Annotated in this window: 26 protein-coding genes; 18 read left to right on the top strand and 8 right to left on the bottom strand. The window is 68.0% G+C overall.

What is annotated here, in order from left to right:
- Nucleotides 1–29: 29 nt before the first annotated feature.
- The 3 genes from AC06FE_RS06470 to AC06FE_RS06460 all read left to right on the top strand — a co-directional run bounded on the left by AC06FE_RS06470 (nt 30) and on the right by AC06FE_RS06460 (nt 2,869).
- On the top strand, nt 30–1,046 hold the full coding sequence (locus tag AC06FE_RS06470; RefSeq protein ID WP_132863681.1) for a 3-oxoacyl-ACP synthase III: 1,017 nt from the start codon (nt 30–32) through the stop codon (nt 1,044–1,046).
- 82 nt (nt 1,047–1,128) lie between these two features.
- Nucleotides 1,129–2,022 carry an alpha/beta fold hydrolase gene (locus AC06FE_RS06465; RefSeq protein ID WP_478072563.1) on the top strand — a complete coding sequence of 298 codons (894 nt, stop codon included), beginning with the start codon at nt 1,129–1,131 and terminating at the stop codon, nt 2,020–2,022.
- Nucleotides 2,023–2,179: 157 nt separating this feature from the next.
- Nucleotides 2,180–2,869 (top strand): phospholipase D-like domain-containing protein, encoded by a 690-nt coding sequence (locus AC06FE_RS06460; protein ID WP_478072562.1) that lies wholly within the window; start codon nt 2,180–2,182, stop codon nt 2,867–2,869.
- Between the two features lie 57 nt (nt 2,870–2,926).
- Here the strand turns inward: AC06FE_RS06460 and AC06FE_RS06455 are convergent, their stop codons facing one another.
- The gene (locus AC06FE_RS06455) at nt 2,927–3,358 is read right to left on the bottom strand and encodes a YkgJ family cysteine cluster protein (RefSeq protein WP_132863676.1); all 432 of its coding nucleotides are present in this window, start codon (nt 3,356–3,358) and stop codon (nt 2,927–2,929) included.
- 104 nt (nt 3,359–3,462) lie between these two features.
- On the opposite strand from AC06FE_RS06455, the gene oleC reads away from it, so the two are divergent.
- Nucleotides 3,463–5,109, top strand: coding sequence for an olefin beta-lactone synthetase (gene oleC / locus AC06FE_RS06450; RefSeq protein WP_192286981.1), 1,647 nt, complete (start codon nt 3,463–3,465; stop codon nt 5,107–5,109).
- A gap of 227 nt (nt 5,110–5,336) precedes the next feature.
- On the opposite strand, the gene AC06FE_RS06445 is transcribed toward oleC, so the two are convergent.
- Nucleotides 5,337–5,672, bottom strand: a complete 336-nt coding sequence (locus tag AC06FE_RS06445) for an endonuclease domain-containing protein (RefSeq protein WP_478072561.1) — start codon at nt 5,670–5,672, stop codon at nt 5,337–5,339.
- A 304-nt stretch (nt 5,673–5,976) separates the two neighbouring features.
- Here AC06FE_RS06445 and oleD point away from each other — a divergent pair, with 304 nt between their 5' ends.
- Nucleotides 5,977–6,963: a 2-alkyl-3-oxoalkanoate reductase gene (gene oleD / locus AC06FE_RS06440; RefSeq protein WP_192286980.1), complete on the top strand. Its 987-nt coding sequence runs from the start codon at nt 5,977–5,979 to the stop codon at nt 6,961–6,963.
- Between the two features lie 96 nt (nt 6,964–7,059).
- Complete coding sequence (locus AC06FE_RS06435; RefSeq protein ID WP_104940304.1) at nt 7,060–7,215, top strand: DUF1328 domain-containing protein; 156 nt, start codon at nt 7,060–7,062, stop codon at nt 7,213–7,215.
- 69 nt (nt 7,216–7,284) lie between these two features.
- Here AC06FE_RS06435 and AC06FE_RS06430 read toward each other — a convergent pair whose 3' ends face one another.
- On the bottom strand, nt 7,285–7,788 hold the full coding sequence (locus tag AC06FE_RS06430; protein ID WP_478072560.1) for a GNAT family N-acetyltransferase: 504 nt from the start codon (nt 7,786–7,788) through the stop codon (nt 7,285–7,287).
- On the bottom strand, nt 7,785–8,891 hold the full coding sequence (gene ddlA, locus AC06FE_RS06425) for a D-alanine--D-alanine ligase (RefSeq protein ID WP_132863671.1): 1,107 nt from the start codon (nt 8,889–8,891) through the stop codon (nt 7,785–7,787). Before ddlA ends, AC06FE_RS06430 begins: the two co-directional genes overlap by 4 nt.
- 286 nt (nt 8,892–9,177) lie before the next feature.
- Between ddlA and AC06FE_RS06420 the strand changes: the two genes are divergently transcribed.
- Genes AC06FE_RS06420 through AC06FE_RS06410 form a run of 3 tightly spaced genes read left to right on the top strand, consistent with a single transcriptional unit; the run spans nt 9,178 to nt 12,244 of the window.
- On the top strand, nt 9,178–9,828 hold the full coding sequence (locus AC06FE_RS06420) for a ubiquinone biosynthesis accessory factor UbiJ (protein ID WP_478072559.1): 651 nt from the start codon (nt 9,178–9,180) through the stop codon (nt 9,826–9,828).
- Nucleotides 9,825–11,492 (top strand): ubiquinone biosynthesis regulatory protein kinase UbiB, encoded by a 1,668-nt coding sequence (gene ubiB / locus AC06FE_RS06415; RefSeq protein ID WP_192286977.1) that lies wholly within the window; start codon nt 9,825–9,827, stop codon nt 11,490–11,492. The genes AC06FE_RS06420 and ubiB overlap by 4 nt, the downstream gene beginning before the upstream one ends.
- Before the next feature lie 8 nt (nt 11,493–11,500).
- Complete coding sequence (locus AC06FE_RS06410; RefSeq protein ID WP_478072673.1) at nt 11,501–12,244, top strand: pseudouridine synthase; 744 nt, start codon at nt 11,501–11,503, stop codon at nt 12,242–12,244.
- A 160-nt stretch (nt 12,245–12,404) separates the two neighbouring features.
- Here AC06FE_RS06410 and AC06FE_RS06405 read toward each other — a convergent pair whose 3' ends face one another.
- A complete protein-coding gene (locus AC06FE_RS06405) occupies nt 12,405–12,941 on the bottom strand; it encodes a DUF2059 domain-containing protein (RefSeq protein ID WP_132863666.1) in 537 nt (178 codons plus the stop codon).
- Nucleotides 12,942–13,239: 298 nt separating this feature from the next.
- Between AC06FE_RS06405 and AC06FE_RS06400 the strand changes: the two genes are divergently transcribed.
- The 8 genes from AC06FE_RS06400 (at nt 13,240) to dcp (ending at nt 23,946) form a co-directional block, all read left to right on the top strand.
- Entirely contained in the window at nt 13,240–14,298 is a 1,059-nt protein-coding gene (locus tag AC06FE_RS06400) for a HEAT repeat domain-containing protein (protein WP_478072558.1), read from the top strand.
- A complete protein-coding gene (locus AC06FE_RS06395; RefSeq protein WP_192286973.1) occupies nt 14,295–15,803 on the top strand; it encodes a glycosyltransferase family 2 protein in 1,509 nt (502 codons plus the stop codon). Before AC06FE_RS06400 ends, AC06FE_RS06395 begins: the two co-directional genes overlap by 4 nt.
- 23 nt (nt 15,804–15,826) lie before the next feature.
- Entirely contained in the window at nt 15,827–17,092 is a 1,266-nt protein-coding gene (locus AC06FE_RS06390; RefSeq protein ID WP_478072557.1) for a YaiO family outer membrane beta-barrel protein, read from the top strand.
- 19 nt (nt 17,093–17,111) lie between these two features.
- Nucleotides 17,112–19,484: an LTA synthase family protein gene (locus AC06FE_RS06385; RefSeq protein WP_478072556.1), complete on the top strand. Its 2,373-nt coding sequence runs from the start codon at nt 17,112–17,114 to the stop codon at nt 19,482–19,484.
- A complete protein-coding gene (locus AC06FE_RS06380; protein ID WP_478072555.1) occupies nt 19,481–20,431 on the top strand; it encodes a hypothetical protein in 951 nt (316 codons plus the stop codon). Before AC06FE_RS06385 ends, AC06FE_RS06380 begins: the two co-directional genes overlap by 4 nt.
- A 202-nt stretch (nt 20,432–20,633) precedes the next feature.
- A complete protein-coding gene (arfB, locus tag AC06FE_RS06375; protein ID WP_192286969.1) occupies nt 20,634–21,065 on the top strand; it encodes an alternative ribosome rescue aminoacyl-tRNA hydrolase ArfB in 432 nt (143 codons plus the stop codon).
- 3 nt (nt 21,066–21,068) lie between these two features.
- Nucleotides 21,069–21,671 (top strand): lysophospholipid acyltransferase family protein, encoded by a 603-nt coding sequence (locus tag AC06FE_RS06370; protein WP_313253370.1) that lies wholly within the window; start codon nt 21,069–21,071, stop codon nt 21,669–21,671.
- Nucleotides 21,672–21,786: 115 nt separating this feature from the next.
- Nucleotides 21,787–23,946, top strand: coding sequence for a peptidyl-dipeptidase Dcp (dcp, locus tag AC06FE_RS06365; protein WP_478072554.1), 2,160 nt, complete (start codon nt 21,787–21,789; stop codon nt 23,944–23,946).
- 199 nt (nt 23,947–24,145) lie between these two features.
- Here dcp and AC06FE_RS06360 read toward each other — a convergent pair whose 3' ends face one another.
- From AC06FE_RS06360 to AC06FE_RS06350, 3 genes are all read right to left on the bottom strand, one after another.
- The gene (locus tag AC06FE_RS06360; RefSeq protein ID WP_446540836.1) at nt 24,146–24,370 is read right to left on the bottom strand and encodes a hypothetical protein; all 225 of its coding nucleotides are present in this window, start codon (nt 24,368–24,370) and stop codon (nt 24,146–24,148) included.
- 148 nt (nt 24,371–24,518) lie between these two features.
- A complete protein-coding gene (locus AC06FE_RS06355; protein ID WP_478072552.1) occupies nt 24,519–24,962 on the bottom strand; it encodes a 3-dehydroquinate dehydratase in 444 nt (147 codons plus the stop codon).
- Nucleotides 24,963–24,965: 3 nt separating this feature from the next.
- The gene (locus tag AC06FE_RS06350; RefSeq protein WP_478072551.1) at nt 24,966–25,367 is read right to left on the bottom strand and encodes a hypothetical protein; all 402 of its coding nucleotides are present in this window, start codon (nt 25,365–25,367) and stop codon (nt 24,966–24,968) included.
- 281 nt (nt 25,368–25,648) lie between these two features.
- On the opposite strand from AC06FE_RS06350, the gene lepB reads away from it, so the two are divergent.
- On the top strand, nt 25,649–26,269 hold the full coding sequence (gene lepB / locus AC06FE_RS06345) for a signal peptidase I (RefSeq protein ID WP_478072549.1): 621 nt from the start codon (nt 25,649–25,651) through the stop codon (nt 26,267–26,269).
- Nucleotides 26,270–26,461 lie beyond the last annotated feature (192 nt).

Genomic DNA, 26,461 nt, shown 5'->3' with positions numbered 1-26,461 from the left:
CCCCTTCGCCTGAGTCTTGGCGCTTTCCGATGCCTTTCCAGAATGTCTCGATCGCGGGACTGGCGCATATTGATGCGCCGCATACGCTGACCTCCAAGGAAATCAACGAGCGTCTCCAGCCCACGCTGGAGCGCCTGGGGATTCGTGCCGACGTGCTTGGCGACATCGCGGGCATCCACGCACGGCGCCTGTGGGACCAGGGTACGCAGGCTTCGGACGCGGCCACCATGGCCGGCCAGAAGGCACTGGAAGACGCCGGCATCACCGCCGACAAGGTGGGCCTGCTGGTCAATACCTCGGTCAGCCGCGACTACCTAGAGCCGTCCACCGCCTCGATCGTGTCCGGCAACCTGGGCATCGGCGAGGACTGCGTCACCTTCGACATCGCCAACGCCTGCCTGGCCTTCATCAACGGCATGGACGTGGCCGCGCGCATGCTTGAGCGCGGCGACATCGACTACGCGTTGATCGTCGACGGCGAGACCTCCAACCTGGTCTACGAGAAGACGCTCGAGCGCATGATGTCCCCGGACATCACCGCCCAGCAGCTGCGCGACGAAGTGGCCGCGCTGACCACCGGTTCCGGTGCCGCCGCCATGGTGCTGGCACGCTCGGAGCTGGTGCCGGACGCACCGCGCTACAAGGGCGGGGTGACCCGCGCGGCCAACCAGTGGAACAAGCTGTGCGTGGGCAACCTGGACCGCATGGTCACCGATACCCGCCTGCTGCTGATCGAAGGCATCAAGCTGGCCACCAAGACCTTCGAGGCCACCCGCATCGCGCTGGGCTGGGCCGTGGAGGAGATCGACCAGTTCGTCATCCACCAGGTCAGCCAGCCGCATACCAACGCCTTCATCAAGGCCTTCGGCATCGACCCGAAGAAGGTGATGACCATCTTCGGCGAGCACGGCAACATCGGCCCGGCCTCGGTGCCGATCGTGCTGAGCAAGCTGCGCCAGCTCGGCAAGCTCAAGAAGGGCGACCGCGTCGCGCTGATGGGCATTGGCTCGGGCCTGAACTGCACGATGGCCGAGGTCGTCTGGTAACGCGCTTTTCCCTTCTCCCCGAGGGGAGAAGGGCTTTGATCACGGGGCCGGTTCTGCCGGCCTTTTTCGCAGGTGTGACCCGATGAGCACGTTCCCCGGCTACCCCAGCAACACCCACCGTTTCGAAGTACGCCCCGGCCTGTCGATGAACTACATCGACGAGGGCCCGCGCGATGGCGAGGTGGTGGTGATGCTGCACGGCAACCCGTCGTGGAGCTACCTGTGGCGGCACCTGGTCAACGGCCTGAGCGACAAATACCGCTGCATCGTGCCGGACCACATCGGCATGGGCCTGTCCGACAAGCCGGACGACAGCCGCTACGACTACACCCTGCAGTCGCGCGTGGATGACCTGGACGCGCTGCTGCGCCACCTGGGCATCACCGGCCCGGTGACTCTGGCCGTGCACGACTGGGGCGGCATGATCGGCTTCGGCTGGGCGCTGTCGCACCATGCCCAGGTCAAGCGCCTGGTGATCACCAATACCGCCTCGTTCCCGCTGCCGGCGGCCAAGCCGATGCCGTGGCAGATCGCCATGGGCCGGCACTGGAAGCCGGGCGAGTGGTTCATCCGCACCTTCAATGCGTTCTCCTCCGGTGCGTCCTGGCTGGGCGTGAGCCGGCGCATGCCGGCCGACGTGCGGCGTGCCTACGTGGCCCCGTACGACAGCTGGGACAACCGCATCTCCACCATCCGCTTCATGCAGGACATCCCGCTGTCGCCTGCCGACAGGGCCTGGTCGCTGCTGGAGCGTGCCGCCGCGGCGCTGCCGTCCTTCGCCGATCGCCCCGTGTACATCGCCTGGGGCCTGCGTGACATCTGCTTCGACCATCACTTCCTGGCCGGCTTCCGCGCGGCATTGCCGCAGGCCGAGGTGACCGCGTTCGAGGATGCCAACCACTACGTGCTGGAAGACAAGCACGAGGTGATCGTGCCGGCCGTGCGTGCGTTCCTGGAGCGCAACCCCATCGCCTGATGCGCCTGGCGTGGCGGCGTGGCCGCCCGGGTGGGTGCACGCGTCTCCACGCCGCGTTGCTGCAGGGCGCTGAAAGATCGGTGGCTTCGCCGCCGAGGCCGCTCCTGCCGGCGGTGTCTGTGCCAAGCTGTCCGCCTACCCGTACATGGAGCGATGGATGGATTTCGACAGTCTGGACCGTGAGTTGCGCGACAGCGTGCAGGACCGGGTGCTCAGCCCGCAGGAAAAGGTCGAGCTGCGCGAGCTCGGCGAAGAGCTGCCACCGGACCGCGTGCGTTTCCTGCGCAACCGGGCCTTCGACATCGCCCGTGAACAGATCGCCGCCAATCCGGCCGACGCGCTGCCGCTGCTCAAGTGGGTCGAGCAGATCGTGCGCACCCTGGATGCCACCGCCGATGTCCCGGAGACCCTGAGCAGCGTCTACTTCTCACCGGGGGATGCCTGCATGCAGCGCCTGCGCGGGCTGTGCACCAGTGCAAAGAAGAGTCTGGACATCTGCGTGTTCACCATTTCCGACGACCGCCTGACCAGCGTCATCCTCGATGCGCACAAGCGCGGCGTGCAGGTGCGCATCGTCAGCGACAACGACAAGCTCTACGACGATGGCAGCGACATCCGTCGCCTGCACGAGGCCGGCATCGCGGTGCACGTGGACCACACCCAGTACCACATGCACCACAAGTTCGCGCTGTTCGACGGCAAGCTGCTGGCCAACGGCAGCTTCAACTGGACGCGCACCGCCACCTCGTACAACGACGAGAACCTGGTGGTCACCAACGACCGCAACCTGGTGCGCAGCTTCGCGCAGGAGTTCGAGGAACTGTGGGGGCGTTACACCGCGCTGTGAAGCGCCCTGCAGCGGGCTGCCGGCTTGGCAGCCCCGGGTAAGCGCGGCGGCGGGAGCTCAGGCGGCGACCGGCGTGTTCGGTGGCGAGGAGGGGCTGTTGCCGTTGTCGTCGGGATGGTCGTCGTCATTGTCGGCGTCATCGCGCCAGCGCCAGTCCGCCAGGGTCAGCGGCGCCATGCCATGCGCGATGCGCGCGCGGTCGCACTGCGAGCTGGCTTTGCCGTACTCCCACGAGGCATCCACCTCGCGGCACACGCTGGGGCGGTTGGGATGGATGGTGCAGCGCGAGTACACGCCGATCTCCGAATCCAGCGCCACGCAGCGGATCGGGTCCGAGTACGTGCCCTGCATGCACAGCCGATGCGGGTCCAGGCGCTGGGTCAGCTGGTGCGGCACGCCGCCTTCGGTGACTTCATCCGATTCCATCCAATGGAAGGCGACACGGTACTGGGTGCAGCAGGCACCACACGTCAGGCAGGGATGGGGCATGGGAAGCCGGCCTTCGGGCGGCAGCGGGGTGATGGGGAAGGCACGGAATTTTCCACGCTGCCGGGCCGCGCGCAAGAATTTTCTTCAGCGGCGACAATAGGAAGATGAACAAACACTGCAATATCGCCGCGCGCCTGCCTGAACTGGCGCGTGAACGCCCCGACCAGATCGCCATCCGTTGCCCGGGCCGACCCGGTCCCGGGGGCATGGCTGCCTACGACGTGACCCTGGATTACCGCAGCCTGGATGCGCGCAGCGATGCGATCGGTGCCGGGCTGGCCGCGTATGGCATCGGTCGCGGCGTGCGCACGGTGGTGATGGTGCGCCCGGGGCCGGCGTTCTTCCTGCTGATGTTCGCCCTGTTCAAGATCGGCGCGGTGCCGGTGCTGGTCGACCCGGGCATCGACAGGCGTGCGTTGCGCCAATGCCTGGACGAAGCCCAGGCGCAGGCCTTCATCGGTATCCCGCTGGCGCACCTGGCGCGCCTGCTGCTGGGCTGGTCGAAGTCCGCCACGCGCCTGGTCACGGTGGGCCGGCGCTGGGGCTGGGGGGGCACCACGCTGGCCGCGCTGGAGGCGGCCGGCAGTGGCAAGGGCAGCCAGCTGGTTGATACCGCGCCCGATGACGTGGCCGCGATCCTGTTCACCAGTGGCTCGACTGGCGTGCCCAAGGGCGTGGTGTACCGCCATCGCCATTTCGTCGGCCAGGTGGAGCTGCTGGGCAATGCCTTCGGCATGCAACCCGGTGGCGTGGACCTGCCGACCTTCCCGCCGTTCGCCTTGTTCGACCCGGCGCTGGGCCTGACCTCGGTGATCCCGGACATGGACCCGACCCGGCCTGGCAGCGCCGACCCGCGCAAGCTGCATGACGCGATCAATCGCTTCGGCGTGACCCAGCTGTTCGGCTCACCGGCGTTGATGCGGGTGCTGGCCGAACACGGCCAGCCGCTGCCGACGATCACCCGCGCCACCTCGGCCGGCGCGCCGGTGCCACCGGAGACGGTGGCCAGGATCCGCGCGCTGCTGCCCGAGCATGCGCAGTTCTGGACGCCGTACGGGGCCACCGAATGCCTGCCGGTGGCGGTGATCGAGGGCCGCGAGCTGCAGGACACGCGCGGCGCCACCGAGGCCGGTGCCGGTACCTGCGTGGGTCGCGTGGTGCCGCCCAACCAGGTGCGCATCATCGCCATCACCGACGCGCCGATCCCGGAGTGGAGCGGGGTGCGCGAGTTGCCGGTTGGCGAAGTGGGCGAGATTACCGTGGTTGGCCCGACCACCACCGACAGTTACTTCAATCGTCCGCAGGCCACGGCCGCGGCGAAGATCCGCGAGGTGCTCGGCGATGGCGGTGAGCGCATCGTGCATCGCATGGGCGACGTGGGATGGTTCGACGCGCAGGGCCGCCTGTGGTTCTGCGGGCGCAAGACCCAGCGCGTGGAAACCGCGCAGGGCCCGCTGTACACCGAGCAGGTCGAGCCGGTGTTCAACACCGTCGCCGGCGTGCGCCGCACTGCGCTGGTCGGCGTCGGCGCACCGGGCAGCCAGGTCCCGGTGCTGTGCTACGAAGTGTTGCCGGGCGCCGATGCCGTGGGGGTGGAGGCGCAGCTGCGTGCGCTGGCCGCGGCGCAACAGACGCTGGCCGGGATTGCCACGTTCCTGCGCCATCCGGGTTTTCCGGTCGATATCCGTCATAACGCCAAGATCGGGCGCGAGAAGCTGGCGGTGTGGGCGACGGAGAAGCTGGGGGCTTAAGGCCCCAAAGCGCGACCCCTCCCCAGCCCTCCCCTTGGCTGCGCCAAAGGGAGGGGGTAACGGCAAGAGCAACAGCAACAGCAACAGCAACAGCAAGAGCAACAGCAAGAGCAAGAGCAAGAGCAAGAGCGTGGCTTTCGCGATGACCTGACCGAACCGCATGAACCGCCCCCTCCCTTTGGCGCAGCCAAGGGGAGGGTTGGGGAGGGGTCGCTTCTGCTTCTGCTCTACGTACCCAACGCCCGCAGCACATCCTCAAGCACGTCGCTGGTCTGCGTGAGCACCGCATCATTCCAGTAGCGCCGCACGCGGTAGCCCAAGGCCTCCAGCATCTCGGTCCGGCGTGCGTCGTAACCGGCTTGCTGCAGGTGGTGCCCGCCATCCAGCTCGATGACCAACCGCCGCTCCAGGCAGACGAAATCGACGATGTAACCGGCCAGTGGCACCTGTCTGCGGAAGCGTGCACCTGCCAGTTGCCGGCGACGCAGGAACTGCCAGAGCGCGCGTTCGGCATCGGTGGGGTGGTTGCGTAGTCGGCGTGCGTGTTCGCGCAGTCGATCCATGGCGCGGTTTCCTTCCCTGGTGTGGAGGCTGACGCTGGCAGCTCCGCATCGGGAGCGGTATCGGGCTTTACCCCTCCCCAACCCTCCCCTTGGCTAGGCCAAAGGGAGGGGGGGTCATGCGGTTCGGTCAGGTCATCGCGAAAGCCACGCTCTTGCCCCCTCCCTTTGGCCTAGCCAAGGGGAGGGTTGGGGAGGGGGAGAACGCAGTTCCGACCAGATCCCCAAAACCCCAGGCCCTCCGCTGCTGCGATACTTGCAACCCGAACAGCCGGCACAGGGGCCGGCAGCAGAGGCGATCGAACAGATGAAGATTCTTGTCACCGGTGGCGGTGGGTTCCTGGGCCAGGCCTTGTGCCGCGGGCTGGTCGAGCGCGGGCATGAGGTGCTCAGCTTCAATCGCGGCCATTACCCGGCGCTGCAGGCGCTCGGCGTGGGCCAGATCCGGGGTGACCTGGCCGATGCCAATGCGGTGCATCACGCCGCCGCCGGCGTTGACGCGATCTTCCACAACGCCGCCAAGGCCGGTGCCTGGGGCAGTTATGACAGCTATTTCCAGGCCAACGTGGTCGGTACCCGCAACGTGCTGGCCGCGTGCCGCGCGCATGGCATCGGCCGGCTGGTCTACACCTCCACGCCCAGCGTGACCCATCGCGCGACCCATCCGGTGGAAGGCCTCGGTGCGGATGAAGTGCCTTACGGCGAGGACTTCCAGGCACCCTATGCGGCCACCAAGACCCTCGCCGAGCAGGAAGTGCTGGCCGCCAACGGTGCCGAGCTGGCCACCGTGGCATTGCGTCCGCGCCTGATCTGGGGCCCGGGTGACAACCAGTTGGTGCCGCGCCTGGCCGAGCGTGCCCGCGCCGGCCGGTTGCGCTTCGTCGGCGACGGCAGCAACAAGGTCGATACCACGTTCATCGACAACGCCGCGCAGGCGCACTTCGATGCCTTCGATCACCTGGTGGTCGGCGCGGCCTGCGCCGGCAAGGCCTACTTCATCTCCAACGGTGAGCCGCTGGAGATGCGCGTGCTGCTCAACAAGCTGCTGGCCGCGGTCGATGCACCGCCGGTGACCAAGACCGTTTCGTTCAAGACCGCCTACCGCATCGGCGCGGTGTGCGAGCGGCTGTGGCCGCTGCTGCGGCTGCGCGGCGAGCCGCCGATGACGCGCTTCCTGGCCGAACAGCTGTGCACGCCGCATTGGTATTCGATGGAACCGGCGCGCCGCGATTTCGGCTATGTCCCGCAGGTGAGCATCGCCGAAGGCCTGCGCCGCCTGGCGGCCGGTCGCTGAAGCGCAGGGTCGTCATCCGGCGCTCACGCCTCCATCACCGTCTGACCACCGCGTCTTGTCCAGCATGGACCCTGTTTTCATATACAGGAGGTCGCCATGCTTCATTACGCCGTCGTCTTCTTCGTGATCGCCATCATCGCCGCGTTGCTGGGCTTCAGTGGCATCGCCGGTGCGGCGAGCAACATCGCCTGGATCCTGTTCGTGGTGTTCCTGATCCTTGCGGTGATCTCGCTGTTCCGCAAGAAGGGCTGAACCGCTTGAACCACAACGGCCCGCCCTGGTGTCCCCGGGCGGGCCGTTGCGTTTGCCGCCTGGCGCCGGTCAGGACGCGAGCGGGCACGCGAAGCAGGTTACCGTCTTGCCATTGTCCAGGCGGGCTTCGCCCACCGGCCTGAAGCCGAGCTGCTGGTGGAAGGCCACGGAAGCGGGATTGGGCGGATCGGCGTTGATCTCGCAGACCAGGCAATCATGGCCATGCAGGCGTGCGTGCGCGGCCAACGCGGCGTACAGCTGCCGTGCCAGCCCTTTGCCGCGCGCCCGCGCGTCGACCACCACGCGGTCGATGTAGACGAAGCGCCGGTAGCGCGCCGACAGCCAGGCGAAGTTGGGGTTGTCGTAGTCGGCGTCCTGGTCCAGCGCGATCAGCAGCGCCTGCGCATCGGCGCAGGTGCGGGCGAAGAACGCCTGCCGCAGCAGCCGTGCGAAGGCCGCCGGCTCCTGCCAGGACAGCTCCTGCGCGTGGGCGTTGTTCAACGCCAGCAGTGCCGGCAGGTCGTCGCCGGTGATCGCGCGGGGCGCGTCACCGGCGGCGGGCGCTGGGTTCATGGCGTGGAGGTGATCGAGCTGGACAGCGCCTTGTCGGCGGCATGGCGCTCCAGCGCCAGCTCGACCAGGCGGGTGATCAGCGCGGTGTAATCCAGGCCGGAGGCGCCCCACAGCTTGGGATACATGCTGATCCGGGTGAAGCCGGGCAGGGTATTGATCTCGTTGATGACCACCTCGCCGGCCTCGGTGAGGAACACGTCCACGCGCGCCATGCCGGCGCACTCCAGCGCCTGGTAGGCACGGATGGCGATCTGGCGGATACGCTGCTGGGCGTCGTCGCTGATGTCGGCCGGGATCACCGTTTCGGCGCCGTTGGCGCTGATGTACTTGGTGTCATAGGCGTAGAAGTCGTCGTGCACCACCACTTCGCCGCAGACACTGGCCTCGGGGTGGTCGTTGCCGAGCACCGCGCATTCGATCTCGCGGCCGACGATGGCCGATTCCACCAGCACCTTGTGGTCGAAGGACAGCGCCAGCGCCATGGCGGTGGCGAACTCCCCGGCATTGCGCACCTTGCTCACGCCGACCGACGAGCCCTGGTTGGCGGGCTTGACGAACAGCGGCGTGCCCAGCTGCGCGACCAGCGTGGCGTAGTCGGCGCCGGCGGCGGTGCTGCGGTTGAAGCAGGCAAACGGGGCGACGGCCAGGCCGGCGTCGCGCAGCAGGCGCTTGGTCACGTCCTTGTCCATCGCCGCGGCCGAGCCCAGCACGCCGGAGCCGACGAACGGCAGGTTGGCCATGCGCAGCAGGCCCTGCAGCGAGCCATCCTCGCCCAGGGTGCCGTGCACGATCGGGAACACCACGTCGATCTGCTGCAGCGCCGAGGCCGGGTCGCTGGGCACCAGCTGCGCCTGCTCGCGGCCCGGAAGCACCGCCACGGCATTGCCGGAACGGTTCAGCGCGATCCGCGCCGGGTCGTTGGCGTTGAGCAGGAACTGCTGCGGGTCGCTGACGTGCCAATGGCCCTGCTTGTCGATGCCGATCAGGCTGACATCGAACCGCTCCTTGTCCAGCGCGTCGAGGATGTTCTTCGCCGACTGCAGCGAGACCTCGTGTTCGGCCGAACGACCGCCGAAGATGATGCCTACCCGGGTCTTGCCCATTGCCTGTTGCTCCTGCCGAATGCCTGTGGGGGGTATGCATAGCATGAAGCAGGGAATGGGGCAGGGGGAACAGGAAATGTTCTTGCGGGGAGCGGGCGAGCAGGAACGGGCAAGGCGGTTTCGCGCGCTCCCGCGCCCGTTGCCGTTCCACGGCGGAAAGCACCGGCGTGTCTGGAAAGGTGACATTCAGCCAAACGCCCCTCGCGCCGCCGGCCGCATGCGCCCCCGCGTTCCCGGTCCCCGACCACGGCCATTCCCGGTTGCCTGCTTCGGTAGAATGCCCGGCATGTCTCCATCCCCCTTCAATGTCATCAAGCCGCTGGCCGGGCGAGCGCTGGAAGTGGCGCTCAACCGTGCGCTGGCCCTGGACCCGGATACCCGCAGTGCGCTGGCCACGCTGGACGGGCAACGCATCGGCCTGACCCTGGAATCGCCGGCGCTGGCGATGCAGATCGGCGTCAGCGGGCAGCGCCTGACCGTGGGCCCGGTCGATCCCGCGCAGGAGGCCGACCTGGCCGTGCGCAGCACGCTGGGCGGCGTGCTGGCGCAATTGCCGTTCCTGGCCAACGCACGGCGCGGCAACAGCGCCCCGGCCGGGCGGGTGAAGGTGTCCGGTGATGCTGAATTGGCGCGCCGGCTGCAGCAGCTGGCCAGCCGTTTCGATCCGGATTGGCAGCAGCCCTTCGTCAAGGCTTTCGGCGAGGTGCTGGGCGTACAGATCGCGCAGACCCTGCGCGCGGCGCTGGTGCAGGCGCGGCGCAGTGCAAGGGACCTGGCCGAAAGCGCGGCCGAATACGTCACCGAGGAGTCGCGTGACGTGGTGCCGCGCGCCGAGCTGGAGGCCTTCCACGACGACGTGGATGTGATACGCGACGACGTCGAGCGCCTGGGCGTGCGCGTGGCGCGGCTGCGCCAGCGCCTGGGAGGTGCCGCATGAAGGCGACCCGCGCGATGTTCCGCGCCAGCCGCATCGGCCGGGTGATCCTGCGCTACCGCCTGGACGCGCTGCTCGATGGCACCCCGGTGGAGCGCTGGCTGCGCCTGGCCAAGCCGTTCGTGCCGCGCGCCAGTGCCGACATCGCCTCGCTCTCGCGCGGCGCACGGCTGCGCCTGGCGCTGCAGGAGCTGGGGCCGATCTTCGTCAAGTTCGGGCAGATCCTGTCCACCCGCCGCGACCTGGTGCCGCCGGACGTGGCCGCCGAACTGACCCTGCTGCAGGACCGGGTCAAGCCGTTCGACGGGGAACGCGCGCTGCAGATCGTCGAGCAGGCATTGGGCCTGCCGATCACCGAGGCATTCGCCAGCTTCGATACCACGCCGCTGGCCTCGGCCTCGATCGCGCAGGTGCATGCCGCGACGCTGGACGGTGGCCGCCAGGTGGTGGTCAAGGTGCTGCGCCCGGACATCGAGCAGCAGATCGCCGGCGACATCGCCCTGCTCAAGTCGCTGGCCGCGCTGGTCGAGCGCACCCATCCGCGTGCGGACAAGATCCGCCCGCGCGAAGTGGTGGCCGAGATCGAGACCACCCTGGCCGCCGAGCTGGACCTGCAGCGCGAAGGCGCCAATGCCAGCGTGCTGCGCCGGTTCTGGGAGAACTCCGATGACCTGTACGTGCCGGAGGTGATCTGGAGCCACACCGCCGAACGCGCGCTCACGCTGGAGCGGGTGTGGGGCATCCCCTCGGACGACATCGCCGCGCTGGACACCGCCGGCATCAACCGCCAGGCGCTGGCGGCCAAGGGCGTGCGCGTGTTCTACACGCAGGTGTTCCGCGACAACTTCTTCCACGCCGATGCGCACGCCGGCAACATCTGGGTCGACATCGACCCGGCGCGCCGCGACAACCCGCGTTTCATCGCGCTGGACTTCGGCATCATGGGCCAGCTTTCGGAGGAGGATCAGTACTACCTCGCCGAGAACTTCATGGCGATCTTCAACCGCGACTACCGGCGCATCGCCGAGCTGCACCTGCAGGCGCAATGGATGCCGGCCACGGTGCGCATCGACGAGCTGGAAGCGGCCGTGCGCGCGGTGTGCGAGCCGTACTTCACCCGCCCGCTGTCGCAGATCTCGCTGGCCGAGGTGCTGGTCAAGCTGTTCCGCACCGCGCAGCGCTACCAGCTGACCCTGCAGCCGCAGTTGATCCTGCTGCAGAAGACCCTGCTCAACATCGAGGGCGTGGGCCGCCAGCTCGACCCGCAGCTGGATATCTGGGCGGTCGCCAAGCCGGTGCTCGAACGCATCCTGCGCGAGCGCTACAGCCCGCGCCGCGCGCTGAAGGAACTGGCCAAGCGCCTGCCGGAAATCATGACCCAGGCCCCGGACATGCCGGCGCTGCTGCACAGTTGGTTGCGCCAGCAGGTCGAGGGCAAGCACGAGCTGGCGATGCGCTCGCAGGACATCGTCAGCCTCAACGAGACCCTGCGCCGCATGCAGCGACGCGTGGTCACCGCGGTGACCGGCGTCGGCCTGGTGGTGGTGTCGGCGCTGCTGTACGGGCTGCAGACCGGTGGCCCGCTGCTTGCCTCGGTGCCGCTGTGGTCGTGGATCACCGGCGGCGTGGGCGTGCTGGCGCTGGCGTCGGCCTGGTTGCGGCGATGAGCGCGGCGATGGAAGCCATCGAAGCCATCGAAGCCACCGAAGCGGAGGTCGTGTTCGAGCCGTTGCCGTTGTTGTACGAGGATCAATGGCTGGCGGTGGTGAACAAGCCGGCTGGGCTGATGGTCCACGACAGCAAGCTGGCCCGCGGCGAGGATGACTTCCTCGCCGACCGCCTGCGCGCGCAGCTGGGCAAGCCGATCTTCCTGGTGCACCGGCTGGACCGTGCCACCAGCGGCTGCCTGCTGCTGGCCTTCGATCGTGAAACGGCCAGTGCGCTGGGCAAGGCGCTGATGGGTGGCGAGGTGAGCAAGGATTACCTGGCGGTGTGCCGGGGCTGGCCGGCCGAAGACGCGTTCACCGTCGACCACGACCTGGACGGCGGCCCGGGTAAACCGGTCAAGAAGCCGGCCATCACCCATTTCCAGAAGCTGCTGACCGGCGAGCTGCCGATTCCCTCGAACGGCTTCCCGACCTCGCGCTATGCCTTGCTGCGCTGCCAGCCGCAGACCGGGCGTTTCCGCCAGATCCGCCGGCACCTCAAGCACCTGTTCCATCACCTGATCGGCGATACCAGCCACGGCGATGGGCGGCACAACCGCACGTTCCGCATGCAGGGCGTGCACCGCATGCTGCTGCACGCCGAGCGGCTGGCGTTCCCGCATCCGCAGGGCGGCCGGGTGGACGTGAGCGCGCCGCTGGACCGCGAGTTCGGCAAGGCGATGGACCTGTTCGGGTGGTCGCTGCAGCCGTGAGGTGAGGGGGCCGTTGCCCCCGACTGCACCCCGCCCTGCTGCGCAGGGAGGGGACGGTTCCTGCAGGTCGGTCCGATCACAGCGATCGCCACGCTCCGGCCTCCTCCCTTGGCATCGCCAAGGGCAGGACCAGGCGGGGGGGCGTTGCTTCCTCTTTCGTTTACTTCCCGCCCTTGGCCTCGGGCTCATTGACGATCTGCTGCAGGTCCTTTTCCAGGTCCGCCAGCAGCGGCGTCATCTTCTGCTGGATGGCGACCATCAGGTTCTGCATCAGCGTCGGGGTCTTGTCGAGCAGGCTCTGGCCGGCCGGGCTCTCGTAGAACTCGGCCATCGCCAGCACGTCCTCCTTCGAGAACGAACGCTTGTACAGGTCCACGTACATCGGCCGCATCTGCGACCACGACAGCGCTTCGCGCATGGTCTGCGAGGTGCGCTGCTGGATGCGCTGGATGCGTTGCTTCTGCTCCGGGCTCAGCTGCTGGTTGCCGCTGAGCTGGGCGAACTGCTGCTGCTGCATGGCTTCCATCTGCGGCAGCATCGCGTCGAGCATGTTCTGCGCACGCGAGGCGGCGAGCAGGCGGTTGATGTCGCTGTCCGACGGTGGCGTGGCCAGGGCGGGCGCGATGCCGGCCAGCAGCAGGCTGCCGGCCAGCAGCAGGGGCGTGAGGCGGGAGCGGACGGTGCGATGTGCAGACATGGGCCTTCCTGGAGTCCGGGGCATGCCCGGAGCATACCTGCGGTGCAGCATCGGCGTGCCGCTCGCTGGGCCTGGCCGACCGGACGTGTGACCGGGTGTTTTCGGCAAGTTGTTGTTTTCAATGTAAAAACAGCAATCCGCGTGAAGGGCCTAGCAGATCAAGATGTCACCTGGATGAAAATTTTACGGAAAATGAGATTTAAATCACATTTTTAGGCGTAGGCTCTGCCTGAAGGTGCGACACAGGGGAGGGGCAGGCACGGTAGCCAGGCCCCTGCATCAATGGGGGGGAAGGGCGATGGAAGAGCTGGCCAAGGGGTCGACTGTCGTGATGATCGCGGGCTGGGTCGCGGTGCTGACCCTGCTGCTCGCGTGCGTGCTGTTGACCCTCATCGTGATCCTGAGAATGCGCGCGCAGCGCCGCGAGCAACGTGACCTGCAGGCACGCGAGCACTGGACGCGGGTGCTGCAGCAGGCCCTGCTGGGGCCGGTGGAGGTGCAGCGGCTGCAGCCGGGTGAAGTGCAGGGCTTCGTCGACGCCTGGAACGCCCTGCACGAATCACTGCCGGAGGAGGCCGCACGGCGCCTGATCCCGGTCGGGCAGCGGGTCGGGCTGGAGGAGGTCTCGCCACGGCTGCTGCGCGGCAGTTACCACGACCGGGCGATGACCATCATCGCCCTGGGCCACCTGCGCGACCGTCGCCTGTTCGACCGGCTGTCGCCGTTCCTGACCGACCGCAGCCCGATCGTGTCGCTGTGCGCGGCGCGTGCGCTGGCCCAGGTGGACCCGCCCCGCGCGATGGCGATGTTCGTGCCACTGGTGGCCGAGCGCGAGGACTGGGTGCCGGGCAACGTCGCACGCATCCTGGCCGAGAACAAGGACGGCAGCGCCGCCCGCGAGCTCGGCAATGCATTGCTGCGTGCCAACGCCGATACCACGGTGAAGCTGGTGCGCTTCCTGGCCGACATCGATCCGCAACGCGCCAGCGGCGTGCTCCGGCAGTTGCTGGACGGGCACGTCGACGACCACATCATCTCGGTCTGCCTGCAGCTGGTGAACGACCGCCACGAGCGCGAGCGGGTGATCGGGTTCCTTGCCGCCTCGCGCTGGCATGTCCGCATGCATGCGGCGGTCGCGCTGGGCCGCATCGGCGAGGCCGCCGACGCCGCGCGGCTGGAGCCGTTGCTGGCCGACAGCGTGTGGTGGGTGCGTTACCGCGCGGCGCAGGCGCTGATGGCGCTGAGCGGCAACGGCGTGGAGGCCATGCGCAAGGTGCAGCAGCGGCAGGGGGATGCCTTCGGCCGCGACATCATCGACCAGGTGTTGTCCGAGCACGGGCTCAGGGGGGCGACATGAACTACTGGCAATCCTTCGTGGAGTACCTGCAGCAGTTGCCATGGCTGCAGCAGCTGGCCGCGCTGCAGTGGCTGTTCGTCGCCTACTTCGTGGCGATCAACCTGGCCTACCTGGTGCTCAACTACATCTCCGCCTACCAGATCGTGCGCTACATGCGCGAATACCGGGCCAACTACCTGCCGGCGGCGCTGCGCGAGTACCAGCCGCCGGTCAGCATCGTGCTGCCGGCCTACAACGAGGAAACCTCGGTGGTGTCCTCGGTGCGTTCGCTGCTCAAGACCAGCTACCCCGACTTCGAGATCGTGGTGGTCAACGACGGTTCCAGCGACCGCACCCGCGAGGCATTGATCGAGGCCTTCGGCCTGGTACTGGTGCCGGAGGCCTATCGCGCGCGGCTGCACACCGAGCTGGTCAAGGGCGTCTATGCCTCGGCCCGCTACCCGCGCGTGCGCATGGTCGACAAGGCCAACGGCGGCAAGGCCGATGCGATCAACGCCGGGATCAACTGCGTGCGCTACCCGCTGTTCTGCGTGATCGACGCCGACAGCATCCTGCAGCCGGAAAGCCTCTCGCGGGTGGTGCGCCCGTTCCTGGAGGACCGCCGGGTGATGGCCAGCGGTGGCGTGGTGCGCGTGCTCAACGGCTGCACGGTCAAGGACGGCATGTTGTCCGAAGTCGGCCTGCCCCGCCGCCTGCTGCCCAGCTTCCAGCTGGTGGAGTACCTGCGCGCGTTCCTGTTCGGGCGCATGGGCTGGTCGCCGATGAACGCCCTGCTGATCATCTCCGGCGCGTTCGGGGTGTTCTACAAGGAACGGGTGATCGCCATCGGTGGCTATCGCACCGATACCGTGGGCGAGGACATGGATCTGGTGATCCGCCTGCATCGCAACCTGCGCGAAGAACAGCGCGACTACCGCATCGTGTTCGTGCCCGACCCGGTGTGCTGGACCGAGGCACCGACCGACCTGGCCTCGCTGCGCAACCAGCGCGTGCGCTGGCAACGCGGCCTGGCCGAGAGCCTGTGGTCGAACATCCGGCTGATGTTCAGCCGCCACGGTGGCGCGGCCGGATGGGTGGCGTTCCCGTTCATGCTGGTGTTCGAGTTCCTGGGCCCGGTGATCGAGGTGATCGGCTATGCCTCGATGATCGTGCTGGCACTGGTGGGGCTGGTGCCGCTGGATGTGTTCCTGGTGTTCCTGGCCGCCGCGGTGGGCATGGGCATCCTGCTCTCGGTCAACGCGATGCTGCTGGAGGAGCTGTCCTTCGGCCTGTACAAGCGGCCACTGCAGCAGCTGCGGATGTTCGTCGTCGCGGTGCTGGAGAACTTCGGCTACCGCCAGATCAATTCCTGCTGGCGCTTCGTCGGCACCATGCGCTGGTTGTTCAGTCGGCGCCGGCGCCACAGCTGGGGACATGTCAGCCGCGATGGTTCCTGGCAGCAGAACGCGGCCGGTGCCGAGCCGGCGAGCCAACCGCATGCGCCGGAGGGGAGCCACCTACCATGAAGACCAGGAGCGATTCATTGGCCATGCAACCGCCTTCCACTCCCCGCACGCTGCACGTGGCGCTGCTGCTGGTGCTGGCCAGCTGCAGTGCCGCCGCGATGGCGCAGGATGCCGAGCCGGACGCGCTCACCGTGCAGATGCGCCAGGTGCAGGCACTGGCCACCGGCGGGCAGCGTACCGAGGCCCTGGCGCGCTACACGGCCCTGCTGGTCGAGCACCCCGGCAATGGCGACCTGTTGCTGGCACGTGGGCGCACCTACGCGTGGGACGGCCAGTATGCGGCGGCGGAGAACGACCTGCGCGCGGTGGTGGAAAAGAGTCCGACCTATGCCGACGCGTGGTCGGCGCTGGGTGACGTGTACCGCTGGAGCGACCGTCCGCAACCGGCCGCCGACGCCTATTCCCATTGGGTGGAACTGGCACCGCAGGACCCGGCCGCGCGCATCGCCCGCGGGCGCGCCCTGCGCGATGCCGGGCAGCGCGAAGCGGCGCGCGCCGACTTCGATGCCGCCGCCGGCCTGGGCGCCGATCCCGGCGAGATCGCCGGCCTGCAGCAGAGCCTGTTGCCGCGCCTGTCCAACCCGGACGTGATCGTCGCCGGCTACCGCTGGAGCGCCAGTGCGGGTTGGGACCACACCGGCTTCAGCGGTGACCGGGAAAGCTGGAACGACGCCGACCTGACCGTGCGCCGCCAGTTCAGCCGCGGCTCGCTGGGCCTGGAGTTGTTGCGCGCCGATCATTTCGGCACCCGCGATACGGCGTGGGCACTGGATGGCTACGTCCCGTTGTGGCCGCGCGCCTATGCCAACCTGCGTTACCAGCACGGCCCTTCCGGCGGGGTGCTGCCGCGCCAGGCCTGGCGCGCGGAAGTGTTCCAGGGCGTGGGCAGTGGCTGGGAGCTGTCGGCCAGCGTGGACCACCTGCGCTTCTCCGGCGATACCGAGTTCTACGGGATCGGCGTGGGGCGCTACGTCGGCAACTGGTACGGCCGCTACAAGCTGCAGCACGTGCCCGGCGTCGGCAATGGCAGCTGGAGCCACCGCGTGCTGCTGCGCAACTACTACAAGGGCGATGCCGACGACTACCTGGAGGTCAGCGCCAGCAGCGGCCGCAGCACCGACATGGACCGCTTCGGCACCGTGGTGCGCGACAGCAACGCCGCGGTCGGGGTGGCATGGAAGCACTACTTCGCGCCGAACTGGGGCTTCAAGATCGGGCTCGGCTATGCCGATGACGACGGCGGCTACGACGAGCAGCGTGTCTCCGCGTCGCTGTACACGCGCTGGTAGCCGGGCCGCGGTGATGACGATGACCGAACACAACGGCAATGCGTGGTCGCGTTTCTCCTCCGCCTTCCCGGCACTGTTGCTGGCGCAGGCGGTGCTGGTGGCCGGCGCGGTGCTCAATGGCCTCCAGGGCGCGAGCTGGGACGGCAACCAGCGGTGGGCCATCGCGGGCATCGCACTGGTGCAGGCCGGCCTGGTGCTGCTGCGGCTGGTGCCGTTGCTGCTGCTGGTGAGCCTGCCGGTGCTGGCGATCCGCCGGCGCGTGCCGCGCGTGCTGCTGCTGGCGGTGGTGTGGTCATTGCTGCTGGTGGTGCAGGCCATGCTCGACCAGTACTACCAGGTGGCGCAGGTGCCCTTGGGCGCGGACCTGTTCGGTTACAGCACGGCGGAAATCCGCACCACGCTGGCCGATGGTGCAGCGCTCAAGCCGCGCGGCGTGCTCGCCCTGGTGCTGCCGCTGGTGGTGCTGTGGCTGGGCCTGTTGCTCTGGCATCGCCGCGACGGGCGGGGCTCGACGCTGGCCACGACGGTACTGCTGGTCGCCGGCATTGCCGCATGGCTGCTGCCGCTGCCGGCCGGGGCCAAGGTGTTGGGCGATGATGCCGCACGCGGCCTGGCCTGTAACAAGCTGGCCTGGTTCAGTGGCGATGTATGGCGCTGGCGCCGGGACGGCGCAGGCATCGTTTCGCCGCCGCCGGTGGCCGCAGCCACGCAGTTGCCGGCGCTGGATCCGCAGTACCCGTTCCTGCGCCAGGAGTCGACCCCCGACACGCTGGGCGACTACTTCTCGCCGACCCGCGACGGCAGCCGGCCGAACGTGGTGGTGATCGTGGTCGAGGGCCTGGGGCGTTCGTTCTCCGGGCCGCAGGCATCGTTGGGCAGCTTCACGCCGTTCCTCGACGAACTGGCCGCGCGCAGCCTGTACTTCGACAACTTCCTGGCCAACCAGGGCCGGACCTTCGGCGTCCTGCCGACGTTGTTCGGCTCGGCACCGTTCGCCGAGCAGGGCTTCACCGCGCTGGGGACCGGCATGCCGGCGCATCCGGGGTTGTTCAGCGTGCTCGGCCAGCAGGGCTACCACACCGCCTTCTACAACGGCACCGACACCGCCTTCGACGACGAGAAGGGATACATGCAGCTGCAGCAGGTCCAGCAGCTGGTGGACATGAACTCCTTCGGCGACGGCTACCAGCGCAACCCCTTCAGTGCCTGGGGCTATCCGGACAAGGAGCTGGTCTCGCGCGTGCTGGCCGACAGCAACCGCCTGCAGGCCCCGTTCCTGGCGGCGATCCAGACCATCTCGATGCACACCAGCTACGCGTTCCCCGGCCAGGAGGTCTACCGCGCGCGGCTGGAACAGCGCCTGCAGGCGTTGCAGGTGCCCGCCGCGCAACTGCCGGCGTACCGCGCCAACGCCGCGGAGTACAGCACCATCCTGTACACCGATGACCAGCTGCGCCGTTACTTCGACAGCGTGGCCAGTGCACCGTGGTACGCCAACACCATCTTCGTGGTGACCGGCGACCATCGCCTGCCGGAGATCCCGATGGGCGAGCACGTGGACCGCTACCACGTGCCGCTGATCATCTTCTCGCCCCTGCTCAAGCAGCCGCGACGCGTGCGCGCGGTGTCCTCGCAGCTGGACGTGACGCCGTCGCTGGTGGCGCTGCTGTCCAATACCTACGGCCTGCAACGCCCGGCGCGGACGCCGTGGCTGGGCACCGGCCTGGACATGGCCGAGAGCTTCCGCAACATCCATGCGCTGCCGCTGCAGCAGACCAAGACCAGCGCGCCGGAGTACCTGGCCGAACGCTGGTGGCTGCGCGAGGGCAAACTGTACGAGCTGCAGGACGGCATGCACCTGGCCGAAGCCGACGATCCCGCGGTGCGTGACTGGGTGGCCGCGCGACGGGCGCATTACGTGCAGGCCAATGCGATCTTCATGCAGCGGCGGGCATTGACCCCGGACGGTGCCAACGCGCCGCTGGTGGCGTACCAGGCACCGGCACGGCCGGATGCCCTGGCGGTGGTCGCACCGACCGCGCACGGCGTGGGCATGGAGTCCGCGCAGGTGGCGCGCATCGGCGAGGGCGTGCAGCTGACGGCGGTGTTCAGCAATGGCGACGCGGTCCCGAGCAAGCCGTTCGTGCCGCTGGCCGTGCTGGCGACCGAGGATGGCCGCGAGTTGAAGGAGGTGTACGGCAGCGCCGTGCAGCTGCCGGTGGGTGGCAAACAGCAGGTGCAGCTGCTGCTGCCCTATCCGCAGGCATGCGCCGGCCGCTGCTTCGTGTCGGTGTTCCCGTCCGACCCGGACAACGGCAAGCCGGTCGGCATCGGCCGCTACCACCTGCCGGTGGAGGCCGGTGCCGCCACCGCCGGCGGGAGCGCGCCATGAGGTCGCTGTGGGCCGGTGGCCTGGTCTGGTTGATGTGCGCGCTGCCGGCCACGGCGGCAAGCCCCGCCAGCCGCGCGTTCTGGACCTGGGAAGCGGAGTCGTATGCGCTGGTCGAGGATCCGGGCGTGGCCGAGGAGGCCATCGCCTACCTCAAGCCCCGGCATGTCGACACGCTGTACCTGTATGCCGATGCCTACCAGGGCCGCAACCTGATCGTGGAGCAGCCGCAGCTGTACCGTGCCTTCATCGAGCGCATGCATGCGCAGGGCATGAAGGTCTACGCGCTGCTCGGTTCGGCCTACCTGAACACCGAGAACTACGTGCTGCCATCGCATCGCGCGCAGGCCGAGGCGATGTTCCTGCGGGTGGTCGAGTACAACGCCAGCGTGCCGGAGACGGCGCGCTTCGACGGCGCCAACCTGGACATCGAGCCGCACATCCTGGATGCATGGGACGAGGACACCCGCGAGGGCCTGCTCGCCGGCTTCCTGGACATGAGCGATGCGTTGATGCAGATCAAGCATGCGCATGGCGCGACCTTGAGCGTGGGGCCGGCGATACCGTTCTGGCTCGATGGCATCGAGCTGGAGTGGAAGGGCAGGCGCCGCCCGGTCAGCGAACACACCATCGATCTGTATGACTACGTCGCGCTGATGGACTATCGCGACAAGGCCGAAGGCAGTGACAGCATTCTTTCGCATGCGGCCAGCGAGATCGCCTATGCCAACCAGGTGGGCAGGAAGGTGGTGATCGGGCTGGAGGTGTCGCCGAACGAGATCGACAAGATCACCTTCGACGAGGAAGGGCCGAAGGTGTTCGAGCAGGAAGTGGCCAAGGTGGAGCGTGCCTTGCGCAAGGAGCCGTCGTTCGCCGGCTTCGCCATCCACCATTACCGCGCCTGGCGGCGTTGGGAAGCGCGGGAGTGGGATCCGGCGCAGGCGCGCTGAGTTCTCTCCGGGCTGCCTGTGCCGGCCCCTGCCCAGCCTTCCCCTGCCGTGCAGGGAGAGGGTTCGCTGGACGGGAAAGCGCATCGTGATGCTGCGTTCCGCTGTCCCTTTGGCGCCGCCAAGGGGAGGGTTGGATAGGAACTTCCGCCGAGCACGCCCGCCGAGCATGGCCCGGCATGGGTCGGCTGCTTACAATGCGCCGATGGGGACAGGCCTGATCGAAATCTCGGCGCAGCTGGCGATACCGGAAACGGAGATCGTCGAACGCTTCGTGCGCGCCAGCGGGGCCGGCGGGCAGAACGTGAACAAGGTATCCACCGCGGTGGAACTGCGCTTCGACGTGGCCGGCTCGCCCTCGCTGCCCGAGCCGTTGCGGCAGCGCCTGCTGGCACGCCGCGACCGCCGCATGACCGGCGAGGGCGTGCTGGTGATCGACGCCCAGCGCTTCCGCACCCAGGACCGCAACCGCCAGGATGCCCGAGAGCGGCTGGTGGCCTTCATCCAGACCAGCCTGTCGGTGCCCAAGGCGCGGGTGGCGACCAAGCCCACCTACGGTTCCAAGCTGCGCCGGCTGGACCAGAAAAAGGAACGCGCCCAGGTCAAGCGCGGCCGTTCAACCCGCAATTGGGAGTAGTACTTGAGCCATTCCGAGCCCGTGGTGCCCGTCATTCCATCCAATGTGCCCAGGGTCAAACCCAATGCGTTCGTCCGTTGGCTGGGGCGCACCGTGCTGCGCCTGGGCGGCTGGCGCATCCGCGGCCCGATCCCGGACCTGTCCAAGGCGGTGGTGATCGCCGCGCCGCATACCTCCAACTGGGACGGGCTGTGGGGGCTGGCGGCCAAGATGGCGCTGGGCGTGGAAGCGCGCATCCTGGGCAAGGACAAGCTGTTCTGGTGGCCGCTGGGCAGCGTGCTGCGCGGACTGGGCGTGGTGCCGCTGGACCGCAGCTCGCCGCAGGGCACGGTCGGGCAGGCGGTGGCGATGATCCAGGGCAGCGACCGGATCTGGTTCGCGCTGGCCCCGGAAGGCACGCGCAAGCCGGTCAAGGAGTGGAAGACCGGTTTCCTGCGCATCGCGCGCACCGCCCAGGTGCCGGTGATCCCGGCCTATTTCCACTACACCGAACGGGTGATCGGCTTCGGCCCGCCGTTCCACACCAGCGGTGACGACGTGGCCGACATGGCGGCCATCCGCGCGTGGTACCGGCCGTGGCGGGGCCGCAACCGCGGCACTACCTGAGCGGCCGCGCGACGGGGCCGGTCAGGCCCAAGGCGCCACCATCGGCACATGCTGGAAACCGGTGATCGGAGTAGGGTGATGGGCTGTTCGAAGCCCGTTCCCAAGGAGCCGTTTCATGTCGCGTACCGTAGTTCTGGCCGCTGCCATCAGCCTTGCGCTGGCGGCCTGTTCCGGCAAGGAGTCCACCACCCCCGTGAGCGCCAACGCCCCCGCCCAGGCCGGCCAGCCGGCCGACGCCTCGACCAACCCGTTCATGACCGCCAGCAGCCTGCCATTCCAGGCCCCGGCGTTCGACAAGATCAAGGACAGTGACTACCTGCCGGCCTTCGAGGAAGGCATGCGCCAGCACCTGGCGCAGATCAAGCAGATCACCGACAACACCCAGCCGGCCACCTTCGACAACACGCTGCTGCCAATGGAGCAGTCCGGTGAAATCCTGGACCGCGTCAGCCGTGTGTTCTTCAGCGTGGTGCAGGCCGATACCAACCCCGAGCGCCAGAAGATCCAGGAAGACGTGGTGCCGAAGCTGGCCGCGCACAGCGATGCCATCTATCTCGATGCCAAGCTCTTCGCGCGCGTGAAGGCGGTCTATGACGCACGCGCCAGCGCCGGGCTCGACGCCGAGCAGCTGCGCGTGGTCGAGGAGACCTACAAGGGCTTCGTCAAGGCCGGCGCCGAACTCAACGACGCCGACAAGGAAACCCTGAAGCAGTACAACGCCGAGGAAGCCACGCTTTCCAACGACTTCCACAACAAGCTGGTGGCGGCCACCGCCGCCGGCGCGGTGACCCTGGATGACAAGGCGCAGCTGGCCGGCCTCTCCGAGGCCGACATCGCCGCCGCCGAAGGTACCGCCAAGGAGCGCAAGCTCGACGGCAAGTGGGTGCTGAGCCTGCAGAACACCACCCAGCAGCCGGCGTTGATGTCGCTGCAGGACCGCGACGTGCGCGCCAAGGTGCTGGAAGCCTCCGAGACCCGCACCGAGCACGGTGACGCCAACGACACCCGCCGCATCATCCAGCGCCTGGCCCAGCTGCGCGCGGCCAAGGCCAAGCTGCTTGGCTTCCCGAACTACGCCGCCTACAACCTGACCGACCAGATGGCGCAGAACCCGGCCAACGCGCTGAAGCTGCTGACCGACACCGTGCCGGCGGCCACCGCCAAGGCGCGGGGTGAACTGGCCGAGATCCAGCAGGTGATCGACGCGCAGAAGGGTGGCTTCAAGGCCGCCGCCTCGGACTGGGACTTCTACGCCGAGCAGGTGCGCAAGGCCAAGTACGACCTGGACGAGTCGCAGATCAAGCCGTACTTCGAGCTGGACAACGTGCTGCAGAACGGCGTCTTCTATGCCGCCAACCAGCTGTATGGCCTGACCTTCAAGGAGCGCAAGGACCTGCCGGTGTACAACCCGGACGTGCGCGTGTTCGAGGTCAGCGACGCCGACGGCAAGCCGCTGGCGCTGTTCTACGCCGATTACTTCAAGCGTGACAGCAAGTCCGGCGGCGCGTGGATGGACGTGTTCGTCGAGCAGAACGGGCTGACCGGCAGCAAGCCGGTGGTCTACAACGTGTGCAACTTCACCAAGCCCGCCGCCGGCCAGCCGGCGCTGCTGAGCTGGGACGACGTGACCACGATGTTCCACGAGTTCGGCCACGCCCTGCATGGCATGTTCTCCAACACCAAGTACCCGAGCGTGGCCGGCACCGCGGTGCCGCGCGACTTCGTCGAGTTCCCCTCGCAGTTCAACGAGCACTGGGCGTCGGACCCGAAGGTGTTCGCCAACTACGCCAAGCACTACCAGAGCAAGGAAGCGATGCCGCAGGCGCTGGTGGACAAGATCGCCAAGGCCAAGACCTTCAACCAGGGCTACATGACCACCGAATACCTGTCGGCGGCGCTGCTGGACCTGGCCTGGCACACGCAGGCGGCCGATGCCCCGCAGCAGGACGTGGACACGTTCGAGGCCGATGCGCTCAAGCGTTACAAGGTGGACCTGGCGCAGGTGCCGCCGCGTTACCGCAGCAGCTACTTCGACCACATCTGGGGTGGCGGTTACTCGGCCGGTTACTACGCCTACTTCTGGGCGGAGATGATCGACCATGACGCCTTCGAGTGGTTCAAGGAGAACGGTGGCCTGACCCGTGAGAACGGCCAGGTGTTCCGCGACAAGATCCTGTCCATCGGCAACACCCGCGACCTGGCCACGGCCTACCGCGACTTCCGCGGCAAGGACCCGAGCGTGGAGCCGCTGCTGCACAACCGCGGCCTGAAGTAATCGCGGCATCACAGTGGTTTGATTGAAACGACGAACGGCAGGGGAAACCCTGCCGTTCGTGTATCCAGCGTTGTTGTAGGAGCGGCCTCGGCCGCGAAGCTGGTAATGGCGAAGCCTGCATGAAATCTGCAACTGCATCCGCCATGACGTCGTTCCGGCTCGTCAGCTTCGCGGCCGAGGCCGCTCCTGCGGCAGCAATCTACAACCGGCTGACCATCTTCAGCCGCACCTGCGAGGCGGCCACATCGTGGCGCTGCGCGGCCATCGCACACAGCCGATCCAGCAGCGCCTGCGGGTCCTGCAGCAGCGGGTCCGCATCACCGATGCGGACGGCAAGATGGCCCCACCAGAACGGGTGGCCGTCCACGTAGATTTCGTAGCCGGCCACGTATTGGTGTTCGTGATGCAGATTGATGATGTCCATCGGCGATATCCGGCCAACTGCGTAGGAGCGGCCTCGGCCGCGAAGCTGGCGCTGGCGATGTATGCAAGACGTCTGCAGTTGCAATCTGCAGGAACGGCGTTCTGCCTCAACGGCCTCGCGGCCAAGGCCGCTCCTATACAGGCGTATCTCACGTGCCCACATGCACGCGGTTGCCCACTTCGTTGCAGCCCAGGTGCTCCAGCGCCATCTCCAGCGCCAGCACGTAGCTCTGCGCGCGGAAGCCCTGTGCCACGCCGAGACGGTGGCCGTCCGCGGCAGGCAGGCGCGGTTCCTGGCCGTCGTCGTCATGCACTTCGATGTAGGTGGTGTGCAGGCGCGGCAGCAGCCGCTGCAGGCGGGCGCTGCGCACGCAGGCGCCGGGCGCGAGCAGGGTGACCTCGCCGGGGCTGTGGTCGGCCACGCACAACGCTTCCAGCAGTTCCTGTTCGCAGCGGCAGTCACGCACGGCGATGCTGGTGCCGCTGTCCAGGGCGCGCTGCACCAGCGAGTGCATCACCGCCTCCGGCAGCGGCGCGGCGGCGCGTTGCAGCGCCCCGCTGCCTTGGGGGCCGCGCACGATGTTGATCGACATGGCTCAGGCCTCCATTGCCTGCAGGCGCCGCGCGGCGATGGCCAACGACAGTTGGCAGGCCTGGTCGCGTTGCGCGGTGCAGACCACCACTGCCGGTGCGTGCTGCGGGTGCAGGTGCGCGTCGAGCGCATCGGCATCGTTGCGCACCATTTCGATGTAGGGCACGGGCAGTGCCTCCAGTGCCGCCAGCAGGGCCTGGCCGTGCTGGTCCCATTGCGGCGCGCCCGCCACGGCGGTTTCGATCAGCACCCACGCGGGCCGTGTGTCCCGCGCTTGGTGCAGGCCGTCGAGCAGGGCCGGCAGTGAATCGCCGTCGCGGCAGTGCAGTGCGTGGCCACCGATGCGGGCCGGAAGCGGCGCCGGCGGCACGCCCTGCGGTGCTTGCCGGATCAACAGGATGCTCATGTGACACCTTTGCGGAGCGCCGTTTGGCGCGGTGGTGACACGATGCGCGCCGGGCAGGTAACACCGCTACGTCGGAGCAGGGGTGTGCGCGTAAAGATTGCGTAGCGCTGCCATCGCCGCAGGAGCGGCCTCGGCCGCGAAGCCGGTGACAATGCTGCGTCGAAATGCCCGGACATCGCGGGGCGCCAGTGGCCATCAGTCTGCCGGCCAAGGCCACTCCTGCCCGGGAACTTCGCTCCTTCCTGCCAGTCCACTGCCTTGTCTTCCCTCAGGAACGTGCCATGAACGAGACGACCGTCGCGTGCAAACCCCACCCGGCCTTGGCCTGGCTGCGTCGCGAGGCATTGCCGTTGGCGGTGATGCTGGTGCTGATGGGCGCCGCCCGCGACAGCCTGGCCAACCACTACCAGGTGCCCAGTGGATCGATGCAGCCGACCCTGCAGCCGGGTGACCGGGTCGCGGTGGACATGCGCGCCTACGGGTTGCGCCTGCCCTTCACCGAGCTGCAGGTGCTGGCGACCGGGCAGCCCCGGCGTGGCGACGTGGCGGTGTTCGACTCGCCGGCCGACGGCACGCGCCTGGTCAAGCGGGTGGTGGCCGTGGCCGGCGACCGGGTGGAACTGCACGGAGGCTACCTGCACATCAACGGGCAGCCGTTGCAGCGGCAGGTCGCCGAGGAACTGTTCGGCGACAAGGCTGTACGGCTGGACCTGGCCGACGGCGGTGGCCCGGACATCACCGGCATCACCATCCCGCAGGGCAAGTTGCTGGTGCTGGGCGACCATCGCGGCAACAGCTTCGATGGGCGCTTCTTCGGCCTGGTGGACGCCGACAAGGTCTACGGCAAGGCGGTGGCGGTGTACTGGCGGCGGGGCGAAGGCCTGGAGTGGCTGCGGCTCTAGCGCGGGCGGGTAACACCTGGGAGGCACGAAGCCGGCACGGAAACGTCGCCGGCTTTTTCGTGGATGACGTTCCGGTCGCGGCGGGTTATTGGTATTACCAATAACCCGTAGTAACCCTATGGTCTAATAGGATCTTCGCGGAAACAGCGATTCAATCGCGCTTCGTTGGTCTGATCATTTTATTATTGGTAA

The sequence above is a fragment of the Stenotrophomonas sp. Steno-C18 genome (genome assembly GCF_056393195.1).
This window is presented reverse-complemented; position numbering and strand designations above follow the sequence as displayed.

Coding starts and splice junctions, on each gene's coding strand:
- ubiB (WP_192286977.1), top strand. CDS start 9,825: ATGAAGGCGACCCGCGCGATGTTCCGCGCCAGCCGCATCGGCCGGGTG.
- AC06FE_RS06355 (WP_478072552.1), bottom strand. CDS start 24,962: ATGTCGATCAACATCGTGCGCGGCCCCCAAGGCAGCGGGGCGCTGCAA.
- oleD (WP_192286980.1), top strand. CDS start 5,977: ATGAAGATTCTTGTCACCGGTGGCGGTGGGTTCCTGGGCCAGGCCTTG.
- AC06FE_RS06445 (WP_478072561.1), bottom strand. CDS start 5,672: ATGGATCGACTGCGCGAACACGCACGCCGACTACGCAACCACCCCACC.
- AC06FE_RS06395 (WP_192286973.1), top strand. CDS start 14,295: ATGAACTACTGGCAATCCTTCGTGGAGTACCTGCAGCAGTTGCCATGG.
- arfB (WP_192286969.1), top strand. CDS start 20,634: ATGGGGACAGGCCTGATCGAAATCTCGGCGCAGCTGGCGATACCGGAA.
- AC06FE_RS06435 (WP_104940304.1), top strand. CDS start 7,060: ATGCTTCATTACGCCGTCGTCTTCTTCGTGATCGCCATCATCGCCGCG.
- AC06FE_RS06390 (WP_478072557.1), top strand. CDS start 15,827: ATGCAACCGCCTTCCACTCCCCGCACGCTGCACGTGGCGCTGCTGCTG.
- AC06FE_RS06380 (WP_478072555.1), top strand. CDS start 19,481: ATGAGGTCGCTGTGGGCCGGTGGCCTGGTCTGGTTGATGTGCGCGCTG.
- AC06FE_RS06470 (WP_132863681.1), top strand. CDS start 30: ATGCCTTTCCAGAATGTCTCGATCGCGGGACTGGCGCATATTGATGCG.
- dcp (WP_478072554.1), top strand. CDS start 21,787: ATGTCGCGTACCGTAGTTCTGGCCGCTGCCATCAGCCTTGCGCTGGCG.
- lepB (WP_478072549.1), top strand. CDS start 25,649: ATGAACGAGACGACCGTCGCGTGCAAACCCCACCCGGCCTTGGCCTGG.
- AC06FE_RS06460 (WP_478072562.1), top strand. CDS start 2,180: ATGGATTTCGACAGTCTGGACCGTGAGTTGCGCGACAGCGTGCAGGAC.
- AC06FE_RS06405 (WP_132863666.1), bottom strand. CDS start 12,941: ATGTCTGCACATCGCACCGTCCGCTCCCGCCTCACGCCCCTGCTGCTG.
- AC06FE_RS06420 (WP_478072559.1), top strand. CDS start 9,178: ATGTCTCCATCCCCCTTCAATGTCATCAAGCCGCTGGCCGGGCGAGCG.
- AC06FE_RS06360 (WP_446540836.1), bottom strand. CDS start 24,370: ATGGACATCATCAATCTGCATCACGAACACCAATACGTGGCCGGCTAC.
- AC06FE_RS06465 (WP_478072563.1), top strand. CDS start 1,129: ATGAGCACGTTCCCCGGCTACCCCAGCAACACCCACCGTTTCGAAGTA.
- AC06FE_RS06430 (WP_478072560.1), bottom strand. CDS start 7,788: ATGAACCCAGCGCCCGCCGCCGGTGACGCGCCCCGCGCGATCACCGGC.
- AC06FE_RS06385 (WP_478072556.1), top strand. CDS start 17,112: ATGACCGAACACAACGGCAATGCGTGGTCGCGTTTCTCCTCCGCCTTC.
- AC06FE_RS06410 (WP_478072673.1), top strand. CDS start 11,501: ATGGAAGCCATCGAAGCCATCGAAGCCACCGAAGCGGAGGTCGTGTTC.
- AC06FE_RS06350 (WP_478072551.1), bottom strand. CDS start 25,367: ATGAGCATCCTGTTGATCCGGCAAGCACCGCAGGGCGTGCCGCCGGCG.
- AC06FE_RS06400 (WP_478072558.1), top strand. CDS start 13,240: ATGGAAGAGCTGGCCAAGGGGTCGACTGTCGTGATGATCGCGGGCTGG.
- ddlA (WP_132863671.1), bottom strand. CDS start 8,891: ATGGGCAAGACCCGGGTAGGCATCATCTTCGGCGGTCGTTCGGCCGAA.
- oleC (WP_192286981.1), top strand. CDS start 3,463: ATGAACAAACACTGCAATATCGCCGCGCGCCTGCCTGAACTGGCGCGT.
- AC06FE_RS06455 (WP_132863676.1), bottom strand. CDS start 3,358: ATGCCCCATCCCTGCCTGACGTGTGGTGCCTGCTGCACCCAGTACCGT.